The organism is Bacteroidales bacterium, assembly GCA_035353855.1.
In the GTDB taxonomy this organism is placed as follows: domain Bacteria; phylum Bacteroidota; class Bacteroidia; order Bacteroidales; family CG2-30-32-10; genus DAOQAK01.
The window spans coordinates 11,938-34,318 of the sequence record DAOQAK010000037.1; the positions used below are offsets into that span (position 1 = coordinate 11,938).

General features: G+C 34.2%; 22 protein-coding genes. 9 read left to right on the top strand and 13 right to left on the bottom strand.

From position 1 onward, the window contains the following. Position 1 precedes the first annotated feature (1 nt). The 4 genes from PKK00_10275 to gltX form a co-directional block, all read right to left on the bottom strand. Positions 2 to 1,033: a LacI family DNA-binding transcriptional regulator gene (locus tag PKK00_10275; GenBank protein HNW98782.1), complete on the bottom strand. Its 1,032-nt coding sequence runs from the start codon at positions 1,031 to 1,033 to the stop codon at positions 2 to 4. 178 nt (positions 1,034 to 1,211) lie between these two features. Beyond that, positions 1,212 to 2,603, bottom strand: coding sequence for a T9SS type A sorting domain-containing protein (locus tag PKK00_10280; protein ID HNW98783.1), 1,392 nt, complete (start codon positions 2,601 to 2,603; stop codon positions 1,212 to 1,214). Between the two features lie 84 nt (positions 2,604 to 2,687). Further along, entirely contained in the window at positions 2,688 to 3,191 is a 504-nt protein-coding gene (locus PKK00_10285) for a prolyl-tRNA synthetase associated domain-containing protein (GenBank protein HNW98784.1), read from the bottom strand. 163 nt (positions 3,192 to 3,354) lie between these two features. Continuing rightward, entirely contained in the window at positions 3,355 to 4,881 is a 1,527-nt protein-coding gene (gltX, locus tag PKK00_10290) for a glutamate--tRNA ligase (GenBank protein ID HNW98785.1), read from the bottom strand. 328 nt (positions 4,882 to 5,209) lie between these two features. On the opposite strand from gltX, the gene PKK00_10295 reads away from it, so the two are divergent. Then, a complete protein-coding gene (locus PKK00_10295; GenBank protein ID HNW98786.1) occupies positions 5,210 to 6,670 on the top strand; it encodes an ATP-binding protein in 1,461 nt (486 codons plus the stop codon). A gap of 81 nt (positions 6,671 to 6,751) precedes the next feature. On the opposite strand, the gene PKK00_10300 is transcribed toward PKK00_10295, so the two are convergent. From PKK00_10300 to PKK00_10340, 9 genes are all read right to left on the bottom strand, one after another. Next, complete coding sequence (locus PKK00_10300) at positions 6,752 to 7,870, bottom strand: ABC transporter permease (protein ID HNW98787.1); 1,119 nt, start codon at positions 7,868 to 7,870, stop codon at positions 6,752 to 6,754. Positions 7,871 to 7,978: 108 nt separating this feature from the next. Then, positions 7,979 to 9,085, bottom strand: a complete 1,107-nt coding sequence (locus tag PKK00_10305) for an ABC transporter permease (protein HNW98788.1) — start codon at positions 9,083 to 9,085, stop codon at positions 7,979 to 7,981. Between the two features lie 72 nt (positions 9,086 to 9,157). Next, positions 9,158 to 9,511 (bottom strand): four helix bundle protein, encoded by a 354-nt coding sequence (locus PKK00_10310; GenBank protein ID HNW98789.1) that lies wholly within the window; start codon positions 9,509 to 9,511, stop codon positions 9,158 to 9,160. Positions 9,512 to 9,602: 91 nt separating this feature from the next. Further along, on the bottom strand, positions 9,603 to 10,049 hold the full coding sequence (locus tag PKK00_10315) for a hypothetical protein (GenBank protein HNW98790.1): 447 nt from the start codon (positions 10,047 to 10,049) through the stop codon (positions 9,603 to 9,605). A 14-nt stretch (positions 10,050 to 10,063) separates the two neighbouring features. Continuing rightward, positions 10,064 to 10,795, bottom strand: coding sequence for an ABC transporter ATP-binding protein (locus PKK00_10320; GenBank protein ID HNW98791.1), 732 nt, complete (start codon positions 10,793 to 10,795; stop codon positions 10,064 to 10,066). Positions 10,796 to 10,896: 101 nt separating this feature from the next. Continuing rightward, the gene (locus PKK00_10325) at positions 10,897 to 11,820 is read right to left on the bottom strand and encodes an ABC transporter ATP-binding protein (GenBank protein HNW98792.1); all 924 of its coding nucleotides are present in this window, start codon (positions 11,818 to 11,820) and stop codon (positions 10,897 to 10,899) included. A gap of 33 nt (positions 11,821 to 11,853) precedes the next feature. Then, positions 11,854 to 12,732 (bottom strand): HlyD family efflux transporter periplasmic adaptor subunit, encoded by an 879-nt coding sequence (locus PKK00_10330; protein ID HNW98793.1) that lies wholly within the window; start codon positions 12,730 to 12,732, stop codon positions 11,854 to 11,856. 149 nt (positions 12,733 to 12,881) lie between these two features. Next, positions 12,882 to 14,171 carry a TolC family protein gene (locus PKK00_10335; GenBank protein ID HNW98794.1) on the bottom strand — a complete coding sequence of 430 codons (1,290 nt, stop codon included), beginning with the start codon at positions 14,169 to 14,171 and terminating at the stop codon, positions 12,882 to 12,884. Beyond that, on the bottom strand, positions 14,168 to 14,776 hold the full coding sequence (locus PKK00_10340; GenBank protein ID HNW98795.1) for a TetR/AcrR family transcriptional regulator: 609 nt from the start codon (positions 14,774 to 14,776) through the stop codon (positions 14,168 to 14,170). The genes PKK00_10335 and PKK00_10340 overlap by 4 nt, the downstream gene beginning before the upstream one ends. A gap of 183 nt (positions 14,777 to 14,959) precedes the next feature. On the opposite strand from PKK00_10340, the gene PKK00_10345 reads away from it, so the two are divergent. The 8 genes from PKK00_10345 (at position 14,960) to PKK00_10380 (ending at position 22,241) form a co-directional block, all read left to right on the top strand. Further along, a complete protein-coding gene (locus PKK00_10345; GenBank protein ID HNW98796.1) occupies positions 14,960 to 16,084 on the top strand; it encodes an AAA family ATPase in 1,125 nt (374 codons plus the stop codon). 14 nt (positions 16,085 to 16,098) lie between these two features. Beyond that, positions 16,099 to 16,638: a 2'-5' RNA ligase family protein gene (locus PKK00_10350; protein HNW98797.1), complete on the top strand. Its 540-nt coding sequence runs from the start codon at positions 16,099 to 16,101 to the stop codon at positions 16,636 to 16,638. A gap of 86 nt (positions 16,639 to 16,724) precedes the next feature. Then, positions 16,725 to 17,438, top strand: a complete 714-nt coding sequence (locus PKK00_10355) for a 4Fe-4S dicluster domain-containing protein (GenBank protein HNW98798.1) — start codon at positions 16,725 to 16,727, stop codon at positions 17,436 to 17,438. 12 nt (positions 17,439 to 17,450) lie between these two features. Continuing rightward, entirely contained in the window at positions 17,451 to 18,521 is a 1,071-nt protein-coding gene (locus PKK00_10360) for a heterodisulfide reductase-related iron-sulfur binding cluster (GenBank protein ID HNW98799.1), read from the top strand. A gap of 49 nt (positions 18,522 to 18,570) precedes the next feature. Next, positions 18,571 to 19,020 carry a four helix bundle protein gene (locus tag PKK00_10365; GenBank protein HNW98800.1) on the top strand — a complete coding sequence of 150 codons (450 nt, stop codon included), beginning with the start codon at positions 18,571 to 18,573 and terminating at the stop codon, positions 19,018 to 19,020. Positions 19,021 to 19,087: 67 nt separating this feature from the next. After that, complete coding sequence (locus tag PKK00_10370; protein HNW98801.1) at positions 19,088 to 20,143, top strand: FAD-dependent oxidoreductase; 1,056 nt, start codon at positions 19,088 to 19,090, stop codon at positions 20,141 to 20,143. Continuing rightward, positions 20,143 to 20,478: a 4Fe-4S dicluster domain-containing protein gene (locus PKK00_10375; protein HNW98802.1), complete on the top strand. Its 336-nt coding sequence runs from the start codon at positions 20,143 to 20,145 to the stop codon at positions 20,476 to 20,478. The genes PKK00_10370 and PKK00_10375 overlap by 1 nt, the downstream gene beginning before the upstream one ends. Further along, complete coding sequence (locus PKK00_10380) at positions 20,475 to 22,241, top strand: (Fe-S)-binding protein (GenBank protein HNW98803.1); 1,767 nt, start codon at positions 20,475 to 20,477, stop codon at positions 22,239 to 22,241. Before PKK00_10375 ends, PKK00_10380 begins: the two co-directional genes overlap by 4 nt. Positions 22,242 to 22,381: the final 140 nt, after the last annotated feature.

A 22,381-nucleotide genomic window follows, 5' to 3' on the forward strand; every position in this document is an offset into this window, starting at 1 on the left:
ATTAATTCACAGTAGATCTCCGTATGATAAGCGACGTAGGCAATTTGATCTGCTGCTTTTCAGTTGAATGTTCTTTATTTTTTATTTCATTCAATAAAATTTCAACTGCATTTTTGCAAATATCCTCAATAGGCTGAGAAACTGCTGTAATGGTAGGACGACCAAAACGGAATATTTCAAGGTCGTCAAAGCAAACAAAACCAATATCTTCAGGAACCTGAACACGCATTTCATTCAGCGCTTCAAGGCAAGTTATACCAATATTGTTATTGATCGCAAAAATAGCTCCCACTTTTTCCTTACCATAAAGAATATTAGATAATTGAAACTTCACAGAATTCTTCACATCATTAAAAGGAATCTCAACCAATAATTTTTTTCCGTAACTGAGATTATTATCTTTCAGACAGCGTAAATACCCATTAATACGGTCATTGATTGTAGACACATGCACGGGTGATACCGAAAATGCTGCAATATTTTTATAACCCTGTTTAATAAGATGAGTTATTGCTTCATATGATCCTTTAAAATTGTCAACACCAACAGTGTTTGCTTTTAAATCGGGAATGGTACGGTCGATTAAAACAAAAGGATATTTTTCCTCATTCAATGTTTTTAATTCCTTACCATTTTTTTGTGATGAAGAAATGATGAGCCCGTCAACCTGCCTGTCTTTAAGCATACGAATAATCTTCAATTCCTTTTCTATATCCTCATCGGTACTGCATATCATTATATGATATCCTTTAGGCTCAAGGAAGTTTTCAATATAGCGTGCAATCTTCGCATAAAACGGGTTAGCAATATCAGAAACAATTAAACCGATAGTGTTTGAACGACCTAAACGTAAACCACGTGCCATCATATTTGGCTTATAGTTTAGCTCTTTTATTTTTGCCCATACTTTTTTCTGAGTTTCTTTGCTAATACCTTTTTCATCAGCTTTGTTATTCAGAACCATTGAAACAAGCGTTTTAGAAACTCCAAGACTGGTTGCGATATCGTTTAATGATATTTTTTTCGTACTCATAAAATTTAGTTTACAAATATATAAATTTTTTTCTAAACCGTTTTAGAACAAGTAATATTTTCCAAATTTAATGTTTTTTCTTCTAAAAAACTAAACTTTTAGTTAATTTTTTAACATAAAAAAAGAGGCTGTCTCGCGATTCTTGAGACAGCCTCTTTTTCTATTGATTAATATTTTTTTACTGAATCGTCAGCTTATGTACAACACTTGTGTTTTTTCCTGAGATCTTAGCAACATAAACGCCTTTTGATAAACCTGAAAAGTCGTATGAATAAACAGAACTATTTAACGCATTTAATGTTATTGTAAAAATTAAATTTCCAGTAACATCATAAACATTAAGAACAACATTATCATTATTTGGACCGTTCACTGCAAAGTATACTTGTCCATTTGAAGGATTAGGATATACTCTGAAATCGTTTCCATTAACGCTGTAAGTATTGATACCTGCACCAGCATTAGGATTATCATATTTTAATATTGAAGAATTAATAGAACCTGCCTGGTCATAATTACCAACCCAACCCATAGTAATATCATAAAAATCTACACCAAGACATTGAATATTTGAACCACCCGGTTGCAAATATGTAGCATCCTGAAAATCGGTCCAGTTTAAACCACCATCTTCACTATATCCAACTCCCACAATAGTTGATGAAAAAGGAGAAGTTGCAACAAATGTATTAGTAGTTCCAGGAACATAACACATCTGGTATTCATAGAAAGCTCCTGAAGCAGCTGCACATAATGCCCAGGTAGTTCCACCATCGGTTGTATACTGCCATTCCCAACCCTGAGAAGTTGAATTATAACTTCCAACAATAATATAGTTTTCACTTGATGCATAAACAACACCGCTTGATGCTATAGCTGTAAATGGTTTTGCTGGAGTCTTACTCCAAGTTGCACCATAATCAATAGTTTTATAAATATTTCCAGCATTTGTTAAGAAAAATCCAATTCCGCCAGGAACAACACAACCGCAGTTGCTTCCATCATAACCATATTCTGAAGATGAAGCAGCATCAGGAATATTAGCACCAGGAACATCATCCCAGCTTGCTCCACCGTTGGTAGTAGTATAAATATCAAATTCGCTGCTAACAGGGTCGCCATAAGCAAAGCCTTTGTTTGAATCCCAGAAATAAACACCATCGGCAAATGTTGAACCACCGTTTAATATTGCAGGCATTGTCCAGTTTGCGCCGCCATCAGTAGTCTGCCAGAATGATGCTGTACTTGCAGCAGTATCAATAGCAACACAGAATGCGTTATTATAATCAGAAGCTGCAAGAACACATGCTTTAGTGTATGTATCAAAACCATTATATGTCCCGGCTTCCCAGGTAGCACCACCATCATTGGTTCTGGCATGTGCTTTAATAAATGCACCACCGGCGCCATTCATTCCGTTTACCCATACGATGTTGCTGTCAACAACCGAAACCTGGTCAACACCAACATAGGTAGCACCTGTCATATTAGTGTTTTGTTGCGACCAGTACTGTGCATTCAGCCCAAGGCTGATAAAAACTGCAATAAAAAAGAGTACACTTTTTCTCATGATAATTTTATTTTAATTAATAATTTGATTGGTTACGTAAGGCAAATGTAAGATTTTTTTTAAAATAAATTTTTCAAAAAAATATTAATCATACAATTTCACATACTCAAAACAATTTCCCGAATACATTAAAAATTTTTCAAATCCACTGAAAGGAATTACCAAAGATGCGGTATTTAAATTGGGATGAAAACTTATTTTTTCGGAACATTTAAAATTCTCATCCAGAAAAAGATGAACATGTTTTGAAATATCATTTAGCAAACCGAATGGAGAAACAGAACCGGGCGTTAATCCCAAATATTTCATCAGGCGTTCATTCGAAGCAAATGTAAGTTTTCCTTGTTTCAATCGTTGTTCCAAATCATGAATCTGAATATTATGCGAGTATTCAAATATTACAAGATAATGCTTGTTGCCTTTATGATTGCGGAAAAATAAATTTTTACAATGCGTTGCTTTCAGATCTTTCCAATATATTGCCGCTTCCTTAACTGTAGGCACTGGCGGATGTTCGTAATATTCAAAAGGAATTTCAAGTTTGTTTAAAACTTCGTAAACCCTTGTATCGCCACGGAAAGAATTCATTAAATAATATATAAAACAGAAATTAAATTGTCATTATCCGCCTGCGGCGGAGTCATTCATTGTCATTTTGCTTCGCTGTCATTTTTTGTCATTCATGATCATTTCTTGCAGATTGTAGACTGCTGACTGATCCGACAAAGGCGGACTTAATTTTCAATTAATATCATTTTTTAATTTTTTCTATCGCTCTTTTTATTCTTGAAACAGTTTCTTCTTTTCCAAGCATTTCAATAATCAAAAATAAATCGGGACCGGCCGATGCGCCAACAAGGCAAATACGTAAGGCATTCATCACATGTCCCATGCCCCATTGTTTTTCATTAATCAGCAATGAAACTTTTTCTTTCAATAAATTTGCTTCAAACGATGTTGCTTCATTGATCAATGGAATAATTTGTTCCAAAATTTGTGATGAATTTTCTTTCCATTTATCTTTCACCGATTTTTCATCATACGATTCGGGCGCTTTGAAAAAGAATGAAGATTGATTCCATAATTCTTTTGGGAAATTCACGCGCTCTTTTACGGCATTCATCACTTTCAAAGCATGATCATCGCTGCATTCCACATCATTTTCTTTCAAAATTGTTTTATAAATTTTCAATAAATCTTCATCCGCTTGTTTCATCAAATATTGATGATTAAACCATTTTGCTTTTTCAAAATCAAATTTAGAACCCGACTTCCCTACTCTTTCCAATGAAAAAGAATTTATCAGTTCATCCATTGAAAATAATTCCTGTTCGGTTCCGGGATTCCATCCCAGCAAGGCAAGCATGTTTACTACAGCTTCGGGAAAATATCCCGATTCGCGATAACCCGAAGAAACTTCACCATTGAATGGGTCAGTCCATCGCAAAGGAAATACAGGGAATCCAAGCTTATCGCCATCACGTTTGCTCAGTTTACCATTGCCATCGGGTTTTAACAACAATGGAAGATGCGCAAATTGCGGCATGGCATTTTCCCATCCTAAACATTTGTAAAGCAAAACATGCAGCGGCGCCGAAGGAAGCCATTCTTCGCCACGAATAACATGTGTGATCTTCATCAGGTAATCGTCAACAACATTGGCAAGATGATAGGTTGGCATTCCGTCCGATTTATAAAGCACTTTATCATCGAGCTGAAGCGTATCAACTACAACTTCACCGCGAATCAAATCGTTGACTTTTATTTTTTCGTTTTCAGGAATCCTCATCCTTATAACATACGGCTCATTGCTTTCAAGTTTCTTCTGAATATCCGATTTGTCAAGCGAAAGCGAATTCTTCATCGCCATCCTTGTTTCTATTCCATACTGAAAAGTTTTTTTCTGTTGTTCGTATTCTTTACGCTTTGCTTCGAGCTCGGGTGCTGCATCAAAAGCATAATAAGCAAAACCTTTCTCAACCAGATAATCAGCGTATTGTTTATAAATTTCTTTGCGTTCCGATTGACGATAAGGTGCAAATTGTCCGCCCACATGTACACCTTCATCGAAGCGAATTCCGCACCAGCTAAGCGATTCAATAATATAATCCTCGGCTCCGGGAACATAACGCCCCTGGTCGGTATCTTCAATACGAAGAATAAACTCACCATTATTTTTTTTAGCAAAAAGAAAATTATATAATGCTGTTCTTACTCCGCCAATATGCAATGGTCCTGTAGGACTGGGCGCAAAACGTACCCTAACTTTCTGTTCCATTATTTTTAGTTTTTGATTTGCAAAGATATAAATGAATTACGATTTTAGATTTACAATTTTAGATTTACGATTTAAGTTAACAAGATGACAAGTTGATAAGTTTACAAGGGAATTTAGAAGTTAGAATGCAGAAGTCAGAAATTCTAATTGATGCAATAAAAATTAATGTATAATTGAATTAATATTTGTAAACTAAGGAGTGAGATTTTTATAGCTTTTATGAAAACATCAAAATAAGATTCTTTTTTATGTATTTTTTCTTTAATTTTACATAAAAAACAAAAATAATGTATATTAATCTATATTATTTTATTATATTTGTGTCGTTATGTCAAAAAAGCCAAAATTAAAACCAATAAGTCAAGAATTAATTCTTGATCGTTTGAAATTCGAAAATCCTTGGTGGATATCAGGAAGCATCGATAATGATTATAATGAAATGCAACGAAGGTTGTATTTTGATTTGTTCTTCCCCTTAGTTGAGGAACTGGATATTAAAAGAGCTGTTGTACTCATGGGACCCCGAAGAGTAGGAAAAACAGTTATGATGCATCATAGCATTGAAAAACTTTTACAAAATGGGGTGAACAAACATAACATTTGTTTTATTGGCATTGACAATCCTATATATCTGCATATGGGTCTGGAAGAGCTGTTCACTCTGGCACGTAATGCTGTTGGCAGTAATAGTCCTAAAGGTTGGTATGTATTTTTTGATGAAATTCAATACTTAAGAGATTGGGAAGTTCATCTGAAGGTATTAGTTGATAGTTATCCACATACCAAATTTATTGTTTCCGGTTCTGCCGCAGCTGCACTTAAATTTAAAAGTAATGAAAGCGGTGCCGGGAGGTTCACTGAATTTATGTTGCCACCGCTTACTTTTCATGAATACATCCATTTGAAAAATTACGGTCATCTGATACGCCCTACTACTACAAACTGGAATGGTAATCTGAATAAATTTTACACAACGATTAATATCAAAGAAATAAATAAACATTTTATTGATTATATAAACTTTGGTGGTTACCCTGAAGTAATATTTTCAGAAAAAATACAAGCTAATCCGGGTAGATACATTAAAAGTGATATAGTAGACAAAGTACTCTTGAGAGATTTACCCAGTTTATACGGAATACAGGATGTGCAAGAATTAAATGCCTTCTTCACAACCCTGGTTTATTATAGCGGTAATGAAGTTTCATTAGATACGCTTTCAAAAAGCAGTGGCGTAGATAAAAACTTACTTAAAAAATATTTGGAATACCTTGAAGCTGCTTTCCTGATAAAGGTTGTACACAGAATTGATGATACAGCCAAACGTTTTCAACGGGCAACATTTTATAAGATCTTTTTGACCAACCCCAGTTTACGTAGTGCATTATTCTCACCATTACAAGCAACTGATGAAGCTATTGGCAATATGGTTGAAACAGCTATTTATGCCCAATGGATGCACAGAGATTGGTTTACTCCATGGTATGCTCGTTGGAGTGTTGGCAAATTCCAAGGTGAAGTTGATATGGTAGGACTTGATGATAAAAAACTAAAACCCATATGGGCTATAGAAATAAAATGGAGTAACCGATATTTCGATAAACCCGAAGAGCTTAAAAGCTTATTACAGTTTTGCGATAAGAATAACTTAAAGTCAGCGCTGGTTACAAGTATTGACAAAGAAGGGATTGTTAAATATAAAAATATTGATTTAAATTTTTATTCTTCAGCAATGTATGCCTACGTAGTAGGAGCAAATACCATTGAACAAAAAATGAAAAAAATATAGAGATTTATAAAATTGAAAACGATATTGGAAGAAAAATAAAATAATTTCTACAAACAATTGTCTAAAATCCTTACTAATACATCAACCAACCTTCCGATATCTGCGGACGGCAATGGTTATCGCTGTTACAGCATAAATAGAGATGCTTATCAGTTGTCGTTTTATATCAATTAAACCGGAGCCTTTGAGTAGCACCATGCGCGTAACTTCAATAAAATATGCAACCGGGTTTATAATATTTATTTTCTGCGCCCACACAGGCATGCTTTCTACGGGCGTGAACAGGCCACTCATCAAAATAAATATCACCATAAAGAACCAGGTGATGAACATGGCCTGCTGCTGTGTATTATTTACAGTTGAAACAAAAAGTCCGAGACTTAATACCACAACAAGATAAATGGCAGCAAATAAAAAAAGTAAAAATACATTTCCCACAATCGGAATTCCGAAAATAAGTTTTCCGAGTAACAGTCCGAAACCCAACTCAAACAAGGCAATCAGCCAGAACGGAAATAATTTCCCGATGATGAATTGATATTTTTTTATCGGTGTTATATTTATTTGTTCAATGGTTCCTATTTCTTTTTCACGAACAATATTCAGCCCGGCAAGAAACAAACCTATAATGGTTACCAGCATTACCAGTATCCCCGGCACCATATAGTTTTTATAATTCAGTTCAGGATTATACCAATACGAATATCGTGTATTGATAGATTGTGTCTGAATATTCCCGGGAATATTTGCCCATTTTGCAACAAGTTCCGCGTTATAATCAATTAAAATGGAAACGGTGTAAGCATTGACTAAACCCGCAGAAGCCGCGTTAATAGCGTTAACTAACAACTGAATATCACATTTGTTTTCGTTTCGTAATTTTCGTTCAAAATGTTCAGGAATCACCAGCACCATATCAGCATTTCCTTTCTTCAGATTTTCTTCACCATCATCAACATTAAATGAATACGAAGTTATCTTATAAAACGGCGAACCGCTGAACTTGCTTATAATACTGCGCGACACGCTGCTCATATCTTTATCAACAATCGTAACGCGAATATTTTTCATTTCGAAAGTTGCTGCGCTTACCAGTATTATCATTTGTAAAAGAGGCATGATAAACATGATAGGCAACATGGCTTTGTTGCGTTTTATCTGAATGAATTCCTTTTGTATTAAAAATAAAATCGTTCTCATTTTTACCAATATATGAAAGGTATAGGGGTATAAGGAAATATTTTAAAATAAAACCTTTACCCTTATACCTTTATACCATATACCCTTATACCTCATTTTACTTTTCATTTATTCTAAACGAATTTTAAATTTCTTCGCACTTACAATAATTAAAAACAACGTCATTCCGGTCAGGATTAATAATTCTTTCCATATATAACTTACACCAAGTCCTTTCAGGACAATGGCTTTAATGATTATCAAAAACCATTTTGCCGGAATAATATAACTCAACCATTGCAAAATCTGCGGCATATTTTCGACCGGGAAAATAAATCCCGATAACAGAATAACGGGCAATAGTAGTCCTGCAAAAGAAATCAGCATGGCTGTCATCTGGCTGTTGGTAACCGTTGAGATAAATATTCCAAGTGATAATGCTGTTAAGATAAAAAGTAAACACACGGCAAACAATAAAAAGTAACTTCCGGCGATATGCATTCCAAAAACAAATTTCCCTAAAAGTATTATGGTTACTGAGTTTACCGATGCAAGAAGAACATAAGGAATCACTTTCCCTAAAATAATCAATCCGGGTTTTAATGGCGAAACCAGCAGCACTTCCATAGTTCCCAATTCTTTTTCGCGCGCAATGGAAATTGATGTCATCATTGCTGAAACCAGCATCAGCAATATTGTTATGATTCCGGGGATAAACATGAAAACACTTTTCATTTCGGGATTGTAATACATCCGCACTTGTGGATTTATCCTGAACGGAATTGCTTGTTCACCCATCAATTCAACCTGAAAATTATTAATGATTGCATTTGTATAATTAACAATAAGGTTTGCATTGTTGGGATCGGAAGCATCGGCTATAAGCTGTATTCCGGCGGTTCCATCTTTTTTTAATTTCTTTGAAAAATTTTCCTGAAAAATAATTACCTCTTTAATTTTTCCCGTTCTGAAATTGGGTTCGATATCATTTACCGAATTCAAATTTGCATTGAGTTTAAAGTAACCGGAAGAAAGAATTTTCTGTGTAAGCTTGGTTGTGATTTCATCTTTCGATTGGTCGAGAATGGCTATGTGTGCGTCTTTAAGGTCGGTGTTAATGGCATAACCAAATAACATAATCAGTGCTATAGGCATACCAAACAACACAATCACCGAGCGGTAATCGCGGAAAATATGGAAGAATTCTTTTTTTATAAAACCAAGGAATCGCTTCATAAACCTTTAGTAATTTACAATAAGTAACAAGTCGTAAGTAGTCCGCCGCGGCGGAGTCGTAAGTTGTGCATATTATGAAAGATTAGATTTCTGTAATCCACGCAACATTTTTTGTATTTCGGTTACCTCGCTTACTAGTTTCTCAAAATTGTTTTTGTTCAGATAACCTAAATTATTTGAAATAATTAATAATGTTTCTGTTTCAAAAGATGAACCTAAGGCAATACTTAAAAAATGGTTAAAATCTTTTGATGTAGTTCTTCCGGAGCCTTCAGCAATATTAGAAGGTATAGAAACTACGCTTCTTGTTATTTGAGAAATAATTCCGAACTGTTCCTGAGAAGGAAATGTTTTCGTTTCTTTATAAATATTTGTAGTAAGTTCAACAGCTTTTTGCCAAACTTTAAGTTGTTTAAAATTGTTCATATTGATTATTTTTTGTGTTTATATTTTATTTCATTTTTTATCTTGTGTCTTACTACTATCTTGTGTCTTACTACTTGTTACTTACTACTATTTATACATTGATTGTATTTTTTATTCCTGAAATAAAAAACCTGACGGCTGAAAGTGATAAAGGAATTCCCATTGCAACATAAAACGTATAAAGTACTTCGTGGTTAATAATATCAATCTTTCGAAGTATTATACCTGTTGTTATCATTACAGCCATTAGAATGTAACTCTTGAAATTAAAAAATGAGAAAAAACAGGGATAATCAATTTTTAAAAGTGATATACGTTGTATATGTTTCTTTGAGATTTTTGTAAAAAGAAAAATATAAAAACATATTCCAAAAATCAGTGCAACTAACAATTCAGGAAAAAGATAATGATGTATTGGAACTAGTATCAATAATCCTCTTGCTATTAGTATACATCCCGCAAAACACCATACACAGCCTGCTGCGAAAAGCAATGCTCTCTTGTTTACCGATGGTTTATATTTTTCAAAAAAATTCATTTTGATAATTTTATTTAATTTCTTGCCAATTTCAGAAATACTTCATTCATCGTATTTGTATTAAATTTTTCTTTTAATTTTCCGGGAGTATCCAGCGCTTCAATACGGCCATCAACCATTATCGAAACACGGTCGCAGTACTCAGCTTCATCCATGTAATGCGTGGTTATGAAAACTGTTACTCCTTCACTTGCTGCTTCATAAATCATTTTCCAGAACTGCCTGCGTGTTATAGGATCTACGCCACTTGTAGGCTCATCAAGAAAAATAATTTTAGGTTCATGAATTAATGCCACTGAAAAAGCAAGCTTCTGCTTCCATCCTAATGGCAATGACTTAATAACTTCATTCTTCGCTTCACTCAGTTCTAATTTCGACAATAACTTTTCCGAACGCTCCATGATCTCTTTCCTGGAAAGCCCGTAAATACCGGCATAGAAACGAATATTTTCAAAAACACTCAGGTCTTCATAAAGCGAAAACCGCTGACTCATATAACCAATATTTTTCTTTATCTCTTCTGTTTGTTTGTAAACATCAAATCCTGCAACTTTTACTTCACCCGATGTTGGTTTCGATAATCCGCAAAGTATCTTCATTGCTGTTGTTTTGCCCGCTCCATTCGCACCAAGAAAACCAAATATCTCTCCTTTGAAAACATCAAAAGTCAGATTGTCGTTGGCAACGAAGCTTCCAAACTTTTTTACCAGATTTTTGACTTCTATTATTTTTTCAATTTCATTCATTTTTCTTTACCACTAAGACACAAAGGACACTAAGTTTCACTAAGAAATATTAATTTCATTTTTCTTGCCTACTGCTAATTGCAAACTGCATACTAAAAAAATTAATTATTTTTTTCTTCTTTCTTCCTCATCAAATCCATAAAACAATCTTCAATAGTAGGTTCGGTTTTTTGAACAACAACATTTTGAAATCCTTCTGAAATCAATTGTTTTGCGAATTCATTTTCGTTCAATCCATCATTAAAAATTGCATGTAAAAATTCTCCAAACGGATAAACAGTTTCTAAATCACTTGATTTTTCCAGTGTTTTAAGGAGCTTATAAATATTATCCGCTTTAACCGAAAACAATTTCTTATTAAATGATTTTATGATATTATCTGGTTTTTCAATTGAAAGTATACGTCCATCCTGAATAAGAGCAACACGGTCACACAAGCTTGCCTCATCCATATAAGGAGTTGAAACCAAAATGGTGATCCCCACATTCTTTAGTCGCATCAGCATTTCCCAAAATTCTTTTCGTGAAACAGCATCAACGCCGGTTGTAGGTTCATCAAGGAAAAGCACGTCGGGCTTGTGAATCATGGCGCACGACAATGCCAGTTTTTGTTTCATACCACCGGATAATTTTCCTGCAAGCCTGTCCTTAAAAGGCTCAATCTGACTGTAAATATCTTTTACCAGGTGATAGTTTTCTTCAATAGTTGTTCCGAAAATAGTTGCAAAGAATTCAAGATTTTCTTTTACCGACAAATCCTGGTACAACGAGAATTTACCGGGCATATAGCCAACAATATTCCTTATTTGTTTATATTCCTTAACAACATCAAAACCTTCAACAGTTGCCGAACCATTATCTGGTTTAAGTAATGTTGTAAGAATGCGGAATAGCGTGGTTTTGCCGGCACCATCAGGACCAATGATTCCAAACAATTCACCTTTTGAAACAGAAAAAGATGTTTCATGCAAAGCCTGAACTTTTTCGTAAGATTTGGTTATATTTTTTACTTCAACTGAGACCACTTTTTCTTATTCAATCATTTAATCATTCTTTAATTAAAATTTCACCTCTCCCGGCATTCCAATCTTCAAAGTACCGTCATTCTTAACTTTCACTTTTACGGCATAAACCAGATTTACACGTTCTTCTTTTGTTTGGATGATTTTCGGTGTGAACTCAGCTGATGAAGAAATCCAACTGACTATGCCTTCATATTCTTTTAGATCTTTTTCATTTTTATCAACCAGCACTTTAACTTTTTGTTCCAGTTTCAAATTCGGTAATTGTGCACCGCTTACATAAACCCGCAAATAAATATAATCCAGATCGGCTATTTTATATAATGCTTTTCCCTGAATTACAACCTCGTTAGCTTCAGAATATTTTGTAAGAACAGTTCCTTCAATAGGATTAATAATATATGAACGTTTAATTTGATCGGTCAGTTGGGCTATTTGTTTATCATATGCCTCAAGTTCATTAAGTACAGGCTCGTTCTGCGTTTCAATTGATGACATTTGTTTTTCATAAACAGCAATCACTCCATTAATGTTGTCAATCTGTTGCTGAGTAGCAGCGCCATCTTTAAACAATTTCTCCAATCTGTTTTTTTCAACTTCAGAAGTTTTTTTCTGTTCTTCAATAACTTTTATCTGAGCAGTAATATAATCAGCTTTATTTGAAGCTGCCTTACGTTGAGCAATCAATGCTTCGCGCTTTAGTGCTAGTTGAACGGTATCTATCAAAGCCACAGTATCGCCCGATTTCAGCGCCTGTCCTTCATCAACTTTTAGCCAAAGAATTTTTCCCGCACTTTCTGAAGATATGGTAACTTCAGTCGATTCGAACGTTCCGTAAGCATCCGACTTATCGCTGCCGCCGTTACATGCTGCCAGTAAAATAATTGCCGAAAAAAGAATTATATGTGTTTTCATAAAGAAATATTTATTGTTCATTTAAATTTTTAACCGCAAAGATTCGCAGAGTTTATCGCAAAGAAAGCAAAGAAAAAAAATCAATTTCTCCCATTCACCATTTCGCCATTTCTTTCGACTCGCTACTTGCATCTTGCTACTCATTTATTTTAAAAGTTTCCTTTCAATGTCAAATAATCAACTTTTGTTTTAGCTAATAGAATTTTATGTGACTGTAAATTTATTTTCGATTGTAATAGATTGTTCATTTCTGTAAGATATTCCGTTGATGTTATTGTTCCGTTTTCAAGTTGCGATTCGGCAGTTTTCACAACTTTTTCGCGAATGCTGATGATGTCATTATCACTCTCTATCATGTTTTCATATTTTGCAATGTCTGCAATATATTTTTCCAGAAGAATTTTTATCCCCTGGTTAAAAGTTTCCTTCTGTGTTTCGAGGACTTGCTTTTGAATATCTATTATTTTTTTATCATTCTTCGTTTCGTTCCAATCCCAAAGTGTCCACGATACTTTTGCACCAAGCATATAAAAAGCATCAAATGTATTTGAAAGCATATTCAATCCCGGACGACCATATCCTAATTGCCCAAATGCCGCAACTTTCGGCATAAGTTTGCAATCGAGTAACGATTTTGAAATATCAAGTTTTTGTTCTTGCAATTCAAAAACTTTTACTTCGGGTCTCTTATTATCATAATTTGTAGAAATAACAGATGCTTCAGGAAGTTTTAATTTTGCACTATCCGGAATGGTGATGTTCAGATAATCCCCAAGCATTTTATAACCGGAAGAAATGCTATAATCAATTTCAGAAATTTGCTGATCGATTTTAATAATTTCAGCTTTCAGAACAAGTGCATTGCTCTCAAGAACAACACCGTTCTTCACTCCAGATTCAATTTTAGCAAGTTTATTCTGAACATCTTTTTTTGAAATTTTCAACAACTTCTTATTTTCCTGAAGTGTAATTATTGAAAAATAAATAGTGTTTACTTTATCTTTCAGTTTGTACAATTCCGATTCAACACTTTGCAAATCGGCCTGAATACTGGCTTTTTCGAGTTTATTCTTTGCCGAAACCAGTCCGCCGTCATAAATAACCTGAGTAACATCAAGTGTTGCTTTATAAGCATCTTTGTACAATGATGGAATCTCAACATTCGGAATTTTTATAGGTAGCTCGGTGGTTTCCGATTGATAAGTAGCTTGTCCGTTCAATGCAATTTGCGGAAGATATGCTTTCGCATTATCCGAAAGATTTATTTCGCTTGCATTATTTAATAAATTTTTTTGTTTTAATAACGGATAATTTTCCAGCGCTTTCTGCTGACAAAAATCAAGAGTCAGCGTATCAGTTTGTGAAAACACCTGCTGGTTGAGCGCAGTCGAAACCAGCATTATCATTAATAAAAACAAAAGCAAAATATATTTTTTCATTTTTTAATGGAATTAATTACAAATCTTTTCACTTCTTCTTTTCTTTCCGAAATAAATTGTTGATATGCATTGCTATCGTTATTAAAAATAAATCCCTGAAGTATAGGCTTTCCAATAAATGGAAATATACACATCCCAAGAATATTAATAAGTAAATGAATAGGATTTACAGGACGAATGTTGCCTTTCTCAACTTCTTTTTGAATCATCATTCCAAAATACTCCGGATTAACTCCAGAATGTTTAATAATCTTTATAAACCGTTCCGGATTACGGTTTACTTCATGAAGCACAAATACCGGCAAATGAGGATTCTGTAAAAGCATTGTAATATAAATATCAACGAATGATTCTATCTTTTCAAAAATTGTTTTTTCGTTATTCACAATTTCGGCAACACGCGGGAAGAACTGCTCAAATGCCTCTTTTGATATTGCATCGAATAACTTGTCCTTGCTCCTGAAATAATAATGAAGCAACGCTTTGTTCATTTTGGCTTCATCGGCTATCTCCTGCATGCGTGCCCCATCAAAACCTTTCAATAAAAAAACTTTCTTTGCTGCTTCAAGAATTATTTTTTCCGTACTTTTATCGCTGGTATTCATTGTTTTAAATTATGGTTATTATTTTTAACTATACGGTTTAATTATATAGTTTAACCATTTGGTAAAATTAACAAATAAAAATGATTTGTCAAGTGTTTTATTAAAAAACTTTTCCTATTTAAATCTTTTTATTAAATTTGTGGAATTATAGTCTTTATTTTTATATTAATTTATGGACTTGGTATGATAAAAAGAGCTTATAATCTTTCGGAACACCTAAAAGAAGGTAAAGTTCTGGTAATATATGGTGCACGCCGCGTAGGAAAAACTACAATTGTACGCAATTATCTCGAGCAAAGTAATCTTAAATTCAAAGCTGATGTTGGTGATGATATGAGAATTAGAAGATTGTTTGAATCTCTTGATTTGAAATTACTGAAAGAATATGCTGAAGGTTATGAACTTATCTTTATCGATGAGGCCCAACAAATACCCAAGGTAGGAAATTCACTAAAATTGCTTATTGATAACATTCCTGGATTAAAAATAATTGCAACAGGTTCGTCTTCTTTTGAACTTTCAGGAATGATTGGAGAACCACTAACAGGCAGAAAAAATACACTTTTATTATTTTCATTCTCGCATTCAGAGCTTTCAAATTATTTTTCAAAATATGATTTACGTCAACAAATTGAAGATTTTTTAATTTATGGATGTTATCCGGAAGTTGTTCTTTCAAAAAGCCGACAAGAAAAAATATCCTGTATTGAGGAGTTGGTCAATTCATATCTCTTAAAAGATATTCTTACTTTGGATAAAATAAAATCACCTGTTACTTTATCAAATCTATTAAAATTACTGGCTTTTCAGATTGGGAGTCCTGTATCATTAAATGAGCTTTCAACAAAATTACATATTGATATAAAGACTGTAGGTCGTTATCTTGACTTACTTGAAAAATCATTTGTAATTAAAAAAATAAATGGATATAGTAATAACTTAAGGGATGAAGTTACTTCAAAGTGTAAATATTATTTTCTGGATAACGGAATAAGAAATGGTGTTATAAGTCTTTTCAATAAAATAGAAGACCGAAATGATATCGGGCAGTTATGGGAAAATTTTATGGTTTCAGAACGAATTAAGAAAATAACATACGATGAACTTCTCCCTGTTCAATACCATTTCTGGCGAAATTATAGTGGAAAAGAAACCGATTGGATAGAAATAATTGACGGTAAAATGACTGCTTATGAATTCAAATGGAAAGCAGAAAAATCTAGACAAAAACAAGCATTTACAAAAATATATACAGATGTAAATTATCATGTTGTTAATAGTGAAAATTACCTTGATTTTTTACTATAAATCATTCTTGCTTTATGAACTCCCTTTATTTCATAGCCATAACCCCTGATGACGTAGTTTCTAAAGAAGTTGTTGCATTGAAAAATCATATGGCTTCAACCTATTCTTCTAAGGCTGCGCTTACTTCGCCTCCACACATTACTTTGTATCCACCATTTAAAATGGATTCAATTAAAGAAAACGAACTTATTAATACATTGACTGATTTTGTTAAAGGGAAAGTTCTCTTTTCTTTTAATTTGAAGAGTTTCGGATGTTTTAAACCAAGAGTCATTTTTATCAATCCCGAACCAAGTAAAGAATTGAATTTATTACACCAAAAACTCATAATTCATTTAAAAGAAAAAATAAATCTTTACGATTCACAAAACGAACGCCCTTATCATCCTCATATGACCATTGCCACACGCGACTTACAGAAAGAATATTTCTTCAAAGCATGGGATGAATTTCAAAATAAAAAATTCAATGCAACATTTAATGTCGATTCAATCGTTTTGTTAAAACACAATGGTAAAAATTGGCTTATCTATAAAATCTTCAGACTTTTATAATAAAACATTCAAAATTTAATATTTCATTAGCTTTTCTAAAAATAAAAAGTTTTACCTTTGCTTAGCCTATTGATATACAAGGAAAAATGGGAGAATTATATAATAAATTACAGGAAGATATCCGGTTTCAGGAAGGGATAAAAGCTTGTATCAATTGCGGCACATGTACTGCAATTTGTCCGGCTGCAGAATTTTACAATTACGACCCCAGAATGATCGCTGATACCGTTCAAAGCAAAGACGATGATGAAATTCTTGCTTTGCTAAAAGGTGAACAAATTTGGTATTGCGGCGAATGTATGTCGTGCAAAACCCGCTGTCCGCGTGGCAATACGCCCGGACTGATTATTTGCGCACTTCGTTCGCTTTCACAAGACTTAGGATATTTCACCGAATCGGAAAAAGGACGTCAACAATTGGCAATAAAAAGAACTGTCGGTCAATGGACCCTTGACTATGGATATTGTCTTTATCTTGAAGGAGTAACTACAAGCAACCATCCGGAACAAGGACCAATATGGGACTGGAAACAAAAAAACTGGAGAAAAGTTTTCGACAGACTTGGCGCTAATTATAAAGGCGAAGGTCCCGGCATTCTTCGTAAAATACCAGAAGAAGCACTCGATGAACTTCGTAAGATATTCGAAGTGAGTGGTGGTAATGAACGTTTCCGGAAAATTGAAGAATTCTCAAAAAAGAAAGCCGAAGAACTTAACATGAAGTTTGACGAAACAAATGAAAACGAATATTTTAATCATGTTTTTTCACACAACAGCAATAAACACTTTCGTGAAGATTAAAATTATTGAACGATGAAAACAGAAGGAAAAAGTGCTATCTGGAAAGACTATCAGAAAGAAATTGCTGATGACAAATATTTTTATGTAAGAAGCTGTGTTCGCCAGAATTTTTTCCCTGGAGCTGAACAAACGTTTCTTCGCATCATGCGTGATGAGCTTGGTAAAGATGTTTACGAACATCCATGCCATACAACCTGTACAGGCATTGGCTATCATGCCGATGTAGTTCCTTTCGACACTGCAATGACCGTTGTTGCACGACAGTTTGCTTTGATGACCGAATCGGGTTATGAAAACCTGGTTCCTTCATGTATTACTTCTTTCGGGCTTTATACCGAAATTCTCGAAACATGGCATCACTCACCCGAAACAGAAGAAAGAGTAAGAGGCTACCTGAAAAAAGCTACTGGACGAGAGTTTAAGATTCCAAAGAATCTGGCTCATGCGAGCGATGTGATTTTTAAATTCCGCAAAGAAATTGCACAGAAAGCAAAATACAAATTGATCAATAAAAATACCGGTGAACCTTTAAAGGTAGTTGAACACATTGGATGCCACTATGCCAAAATGTTTCCACATGTAGGTGTTGGTGGTGCTGAATATCCTTATGTTTTAGTTGGAATGATTGAAGACTGGGGCGGACAAATTGTTGATTATCCTGAACGTCGCCATTGCTGCGGGTTTGGATTCAGGCAGTATCTGGTTCAGGCTAACAGGGGTTATTCTGTAGCTTGTTCTCATAAGAAATTTGAATCAATGGAACCGTATAAACCCGATATGATCATTACCAATTGCCCGGGTTGCCCTATGTTCCTTGATAAATGGCAATATACCATTGCCGAAATGGAAGGAAAAACTTATGGTCAGGATGGACAGGGAATTCCAGTGTTTACTTTTGAAGAAGTTGCAGGAATGGTTCTGGGCTACGACCCATGGGATATAGGATTACAGGTTCACCAGGTTTCATGCGAGCCTATTCTTGATAAAATAGGAATACCTTATGACCCTTCAAAAAAATATTCTGATAAAAGTGGAACATTCCTTGGAATTCCAGAAAAACCAGTAAATCTGAAGACATATTAAAGGTATAGGGTATAGGGGGTATAAGGGTATAAATTATCATAGATTAAAAATGATTGAGATAAAAAAATATAATTCTATTATTGAAGATACTTCAAGAGTTGAAGAGGTTCTTGAAAAATATAATGAACAAAAGGATTTCACCACTCTCGAAGCATGGAAAAAAGTAAGATTAATAAAATTATTTTTCTATCAAAAAGTTATTCCTTGTCTTCCGCCTGAAGAAAAACATAATCTGGATTTTCAAATTCGTAAAGCTTGTATTAGCGGAACAGCAAATATTTCTGAAGGTTATGGCCGTTATCATTATCAGGAAGGAATTCAGTTTTATCGTATTTCAAGAGGGTCTCTTTACGAATTAAAAGATCATCTGATTTCTTGTTATGATTTATGTTATATCAATAAACAAGTATTTGAAGAAGGAATTAAATTAATAGAAGATGCAAAAATTACATTAAACGGATATATCAAATTTGTTGAATCTCAAAAAAAGTTAAAATGAAAAAATAATGGTATAATGGAGAATTAATATACCGTATACCCTTATACCATATACCATATTTTAAAAAATGAAAAAACGAGTAACAATAATAGGCGGAGGTATCGCGGGCATGGAGACTGCTACCTACCTGGCTTCCATGGGATATGAAACAACTTTGCTTGAAAAAAGTAATGAAATAGGTGGTCATCTGCTGAACTGGGAAAAACTTTTTCCAACAATGCGCTTAGGTAAAGATGTTGTAAATTTTATCGATAGAGGTATTGAACTTTCAAAAACCAATGTGATTAAAAATGCGGATATTATAGATGCTAAAAAAGCCGGAAATATTTTTTCAGTAAAACTTTCTGATGGAAGAACATTTGAATCGGATGCAGTTGTTGTTGCTACCGGTTACGATTTATTCGATGCAAGAAAAAAAGAGGAATACGGTTACGGAATTTATGATAACGTAATTACTTCAGCCGAACTTGAAATTCTTTTAACAAAAGAAAAACATGTTCTTACCCCTACCGGAAAAGTTCCTAAAAGAGTGGGTTTTGTTCATTGTGTAGGTTCGCGCGACGAAAAAGTAGGAAATGTTTATTGTTCAAAAGTTTGTTGTGTTACAGCAGTTAAACAATCTATCGAAATAAAAGAAAAAAATCCTGATGCAGAAGTGTTCTGTTTTTACATGGATATGCGAATGTTCGGAATGCATTTCGAATCGCTGTATAAACAGGCACAGGAAAAATCAGGAGTGAATTTTATTCGTGGCCGACTATCGGAGGCCTGCGAAAACATGGATGGCTCAATACTTGTAAAAGTTGAAGACACACTTGCCGGAAAGCCACTAAGAATGAGTATTGACTTGCTTGTTCTTATGGTAGGAATGGTTCCTTCAGAAGGAACAAAAAAAATTGGTAATATGCTTGGGTTGAATTTTGGCGCAAACGGTTTCCTGAAAAGCCAGGATCAGCATAGTTTATCTGTAGTATCAAATGTTCCCGGTGTGTTTTTTACTGGCTGTTGTGTTTCGCCACGTACCATCAACAATGTATTTGCCGATTCGCGCTCTGCTGCAATTATGACTGCCAGCTATATAGAAGGTTATCCCATTGAAAAAAGAATTGCAGAGTTAAAATAATGAAAAATTTCGGATATACTATAAATAAAGACAGGCAAATCGATTTCGATAAAACCGATAAACGAATTTCCGAATATGTTCGCGAACACGAACCTTCTTTTAATATTTGTATTGCCTGCGGAACCTGTACTGCTACATGTAGTTCAGGAAATTTTACTGAGTTAAGCCTGCGAAAAATAATCACCCTTGTCAAACGTGGCGACACAAAAGGAATACAAGCCGAAATTTCAAAATGTATGCTTTGTGGAAAATGTTTTTTGGCTTGCCCGCGTGGTGTAAATACCCGAAATGTAATTATTAAAATTAGTCAGGCTCTAGAAAAATATAATATATGAATTACGACCCGTTTATATTACCTTTTTCCATAGGGGCTTCAATCCTTATACTTACTCTTATTCTTAAGTATGGATACTGGATTTACAAACTCGATAAAGATGAAAAAATAAAAATAGTTCGAGGATTTTTCAGTATAAAATTATTTAAAGGTATTCGTGAAGTATTCCTGGAAAGTTTGATTCACCGTAAAATTTTTAAAGAAAACGCATTGCTTGGTTATATGCACATGAGCCTTGCCTTCGGTTGGTTTCTATTGATAATAGGCGGTTCGCTTGAATCAAAAATTCATTCGCACCGACCTTTCAATATGCCTTATGAACCCATTTTCTTCAAATTTTTTAATCACAATATCAATATTTATCCGTGGGCTGATGAATTCAAATTTATCATGGACTTCCTTTTGTTACTGGTACTTTCAGGTGTTGTACTGGCTTTAATAAAAAGAGTTTGGTCGCGATTATTCGGAATGAAGAAAACCACGAAACTAAGAATTGGTGACCGTTTTGCATTAATTTCATTATGGCTGATTTTTCCCTTGCGTTTTTTTGCCGAAAGCATCACATCAGGATTGTACAATAATGGTGGCTTTTTAACCGGAAATGCTGGAAAAGTTTTCGCTTACACATTACCTCTCGAAACGCTTTATTATCCAACATGGTGGGCTTATTCATCTGTTCTTTGTGTATTTTTCCTTGCCCTGCCTTACTCGCGATATATGCATATCTTTACCGAAGCTGTTTTAATTTTCCTAAGAAATTTCGGAATAAAAAGCTGTAAAGTTTTTAATGCTTATTCAAAAGTAGAAGTTTATTCTTGTTCGCGTTGCGGACTGTGTATTGATAAATGTCCATTGTTAACTTCTTCCCGAATAAAAGATACCCAGGCTGTATATTTCCTTCAATCTGTACGGAATAAAAATGTCAAAGAAGAAAAAGCATTTGATTGCTTGCTTTGCGGACGATGCCAGGAATTCTGCCCGGTTGGAATAGGATTAAACAACATTCGTGTTTCTCAGCGACTTGATTTCGCACCCGGATTACAGAATTTTAATTTTATTAATCCTCAACAAAAAGAAAAAGCTACGGTGGCTTATTTTGCAGGGTGTATGACTCATCTTACTCCTACTATTAAAATTGCCATGGAAGAAATTTTTAAAAAAGCAGGAACTGATTATACTTTTATTGACAAAGATGGAGGAATCTGCTGTGGCCGTCCATTAATGGTTTCGGGAGAGATTATGAAAGCTCATAAACTGATTGAAAAAAATCATAATCTTATTAAAGAATCAGGCGCTAAAACTTTAGTTACCTCCTGCCCTATCTGCCTGAAATCGTTCAAAGAAGACTATAAGCTGAATATTGAGATAATTCATCATAGTCAATTTTTATTACGATTAGTTAATGAAAGAAAAATCAGCCTCAATAAATCCGAAATAAAAGCCGTTTATCACGACCCATGTGAACTTGGCCGTGGATGTGGTGTGTACGAAGAACCCCGTCAGTTGCTCCAAAAAACGTTATCACTTCAACGAATTAAGAATGAAAAAGAAAGCAGTATGTGTTGCGGTAACAGTATTGGTGGACTTCATGTAAATCATGTACAACGCGAAGCAATTACTATGGATGCAACTGCTGCATTACTTAAATATAAACCCGAACTTATTGTTACATCCTGCCCTTTGTGTAAGAAAACTTTTGCAAAAAATCCTGAAACCGGAGTTAAAGATATTGCTGAAGTTGTTGTAGCTTCGATGAGAAACTAAACAGAAATAAAGTATGATAGTTTTAGGTTGGTGGCAACTGGTTTGGGTAAATGTTTTTTGTTATACAGAATCTTAGCAGATTTGTAAAGCAAAATGTGCTTAGATTCTGTTATGCCGATAGGAAATTTTGCAACCGAACT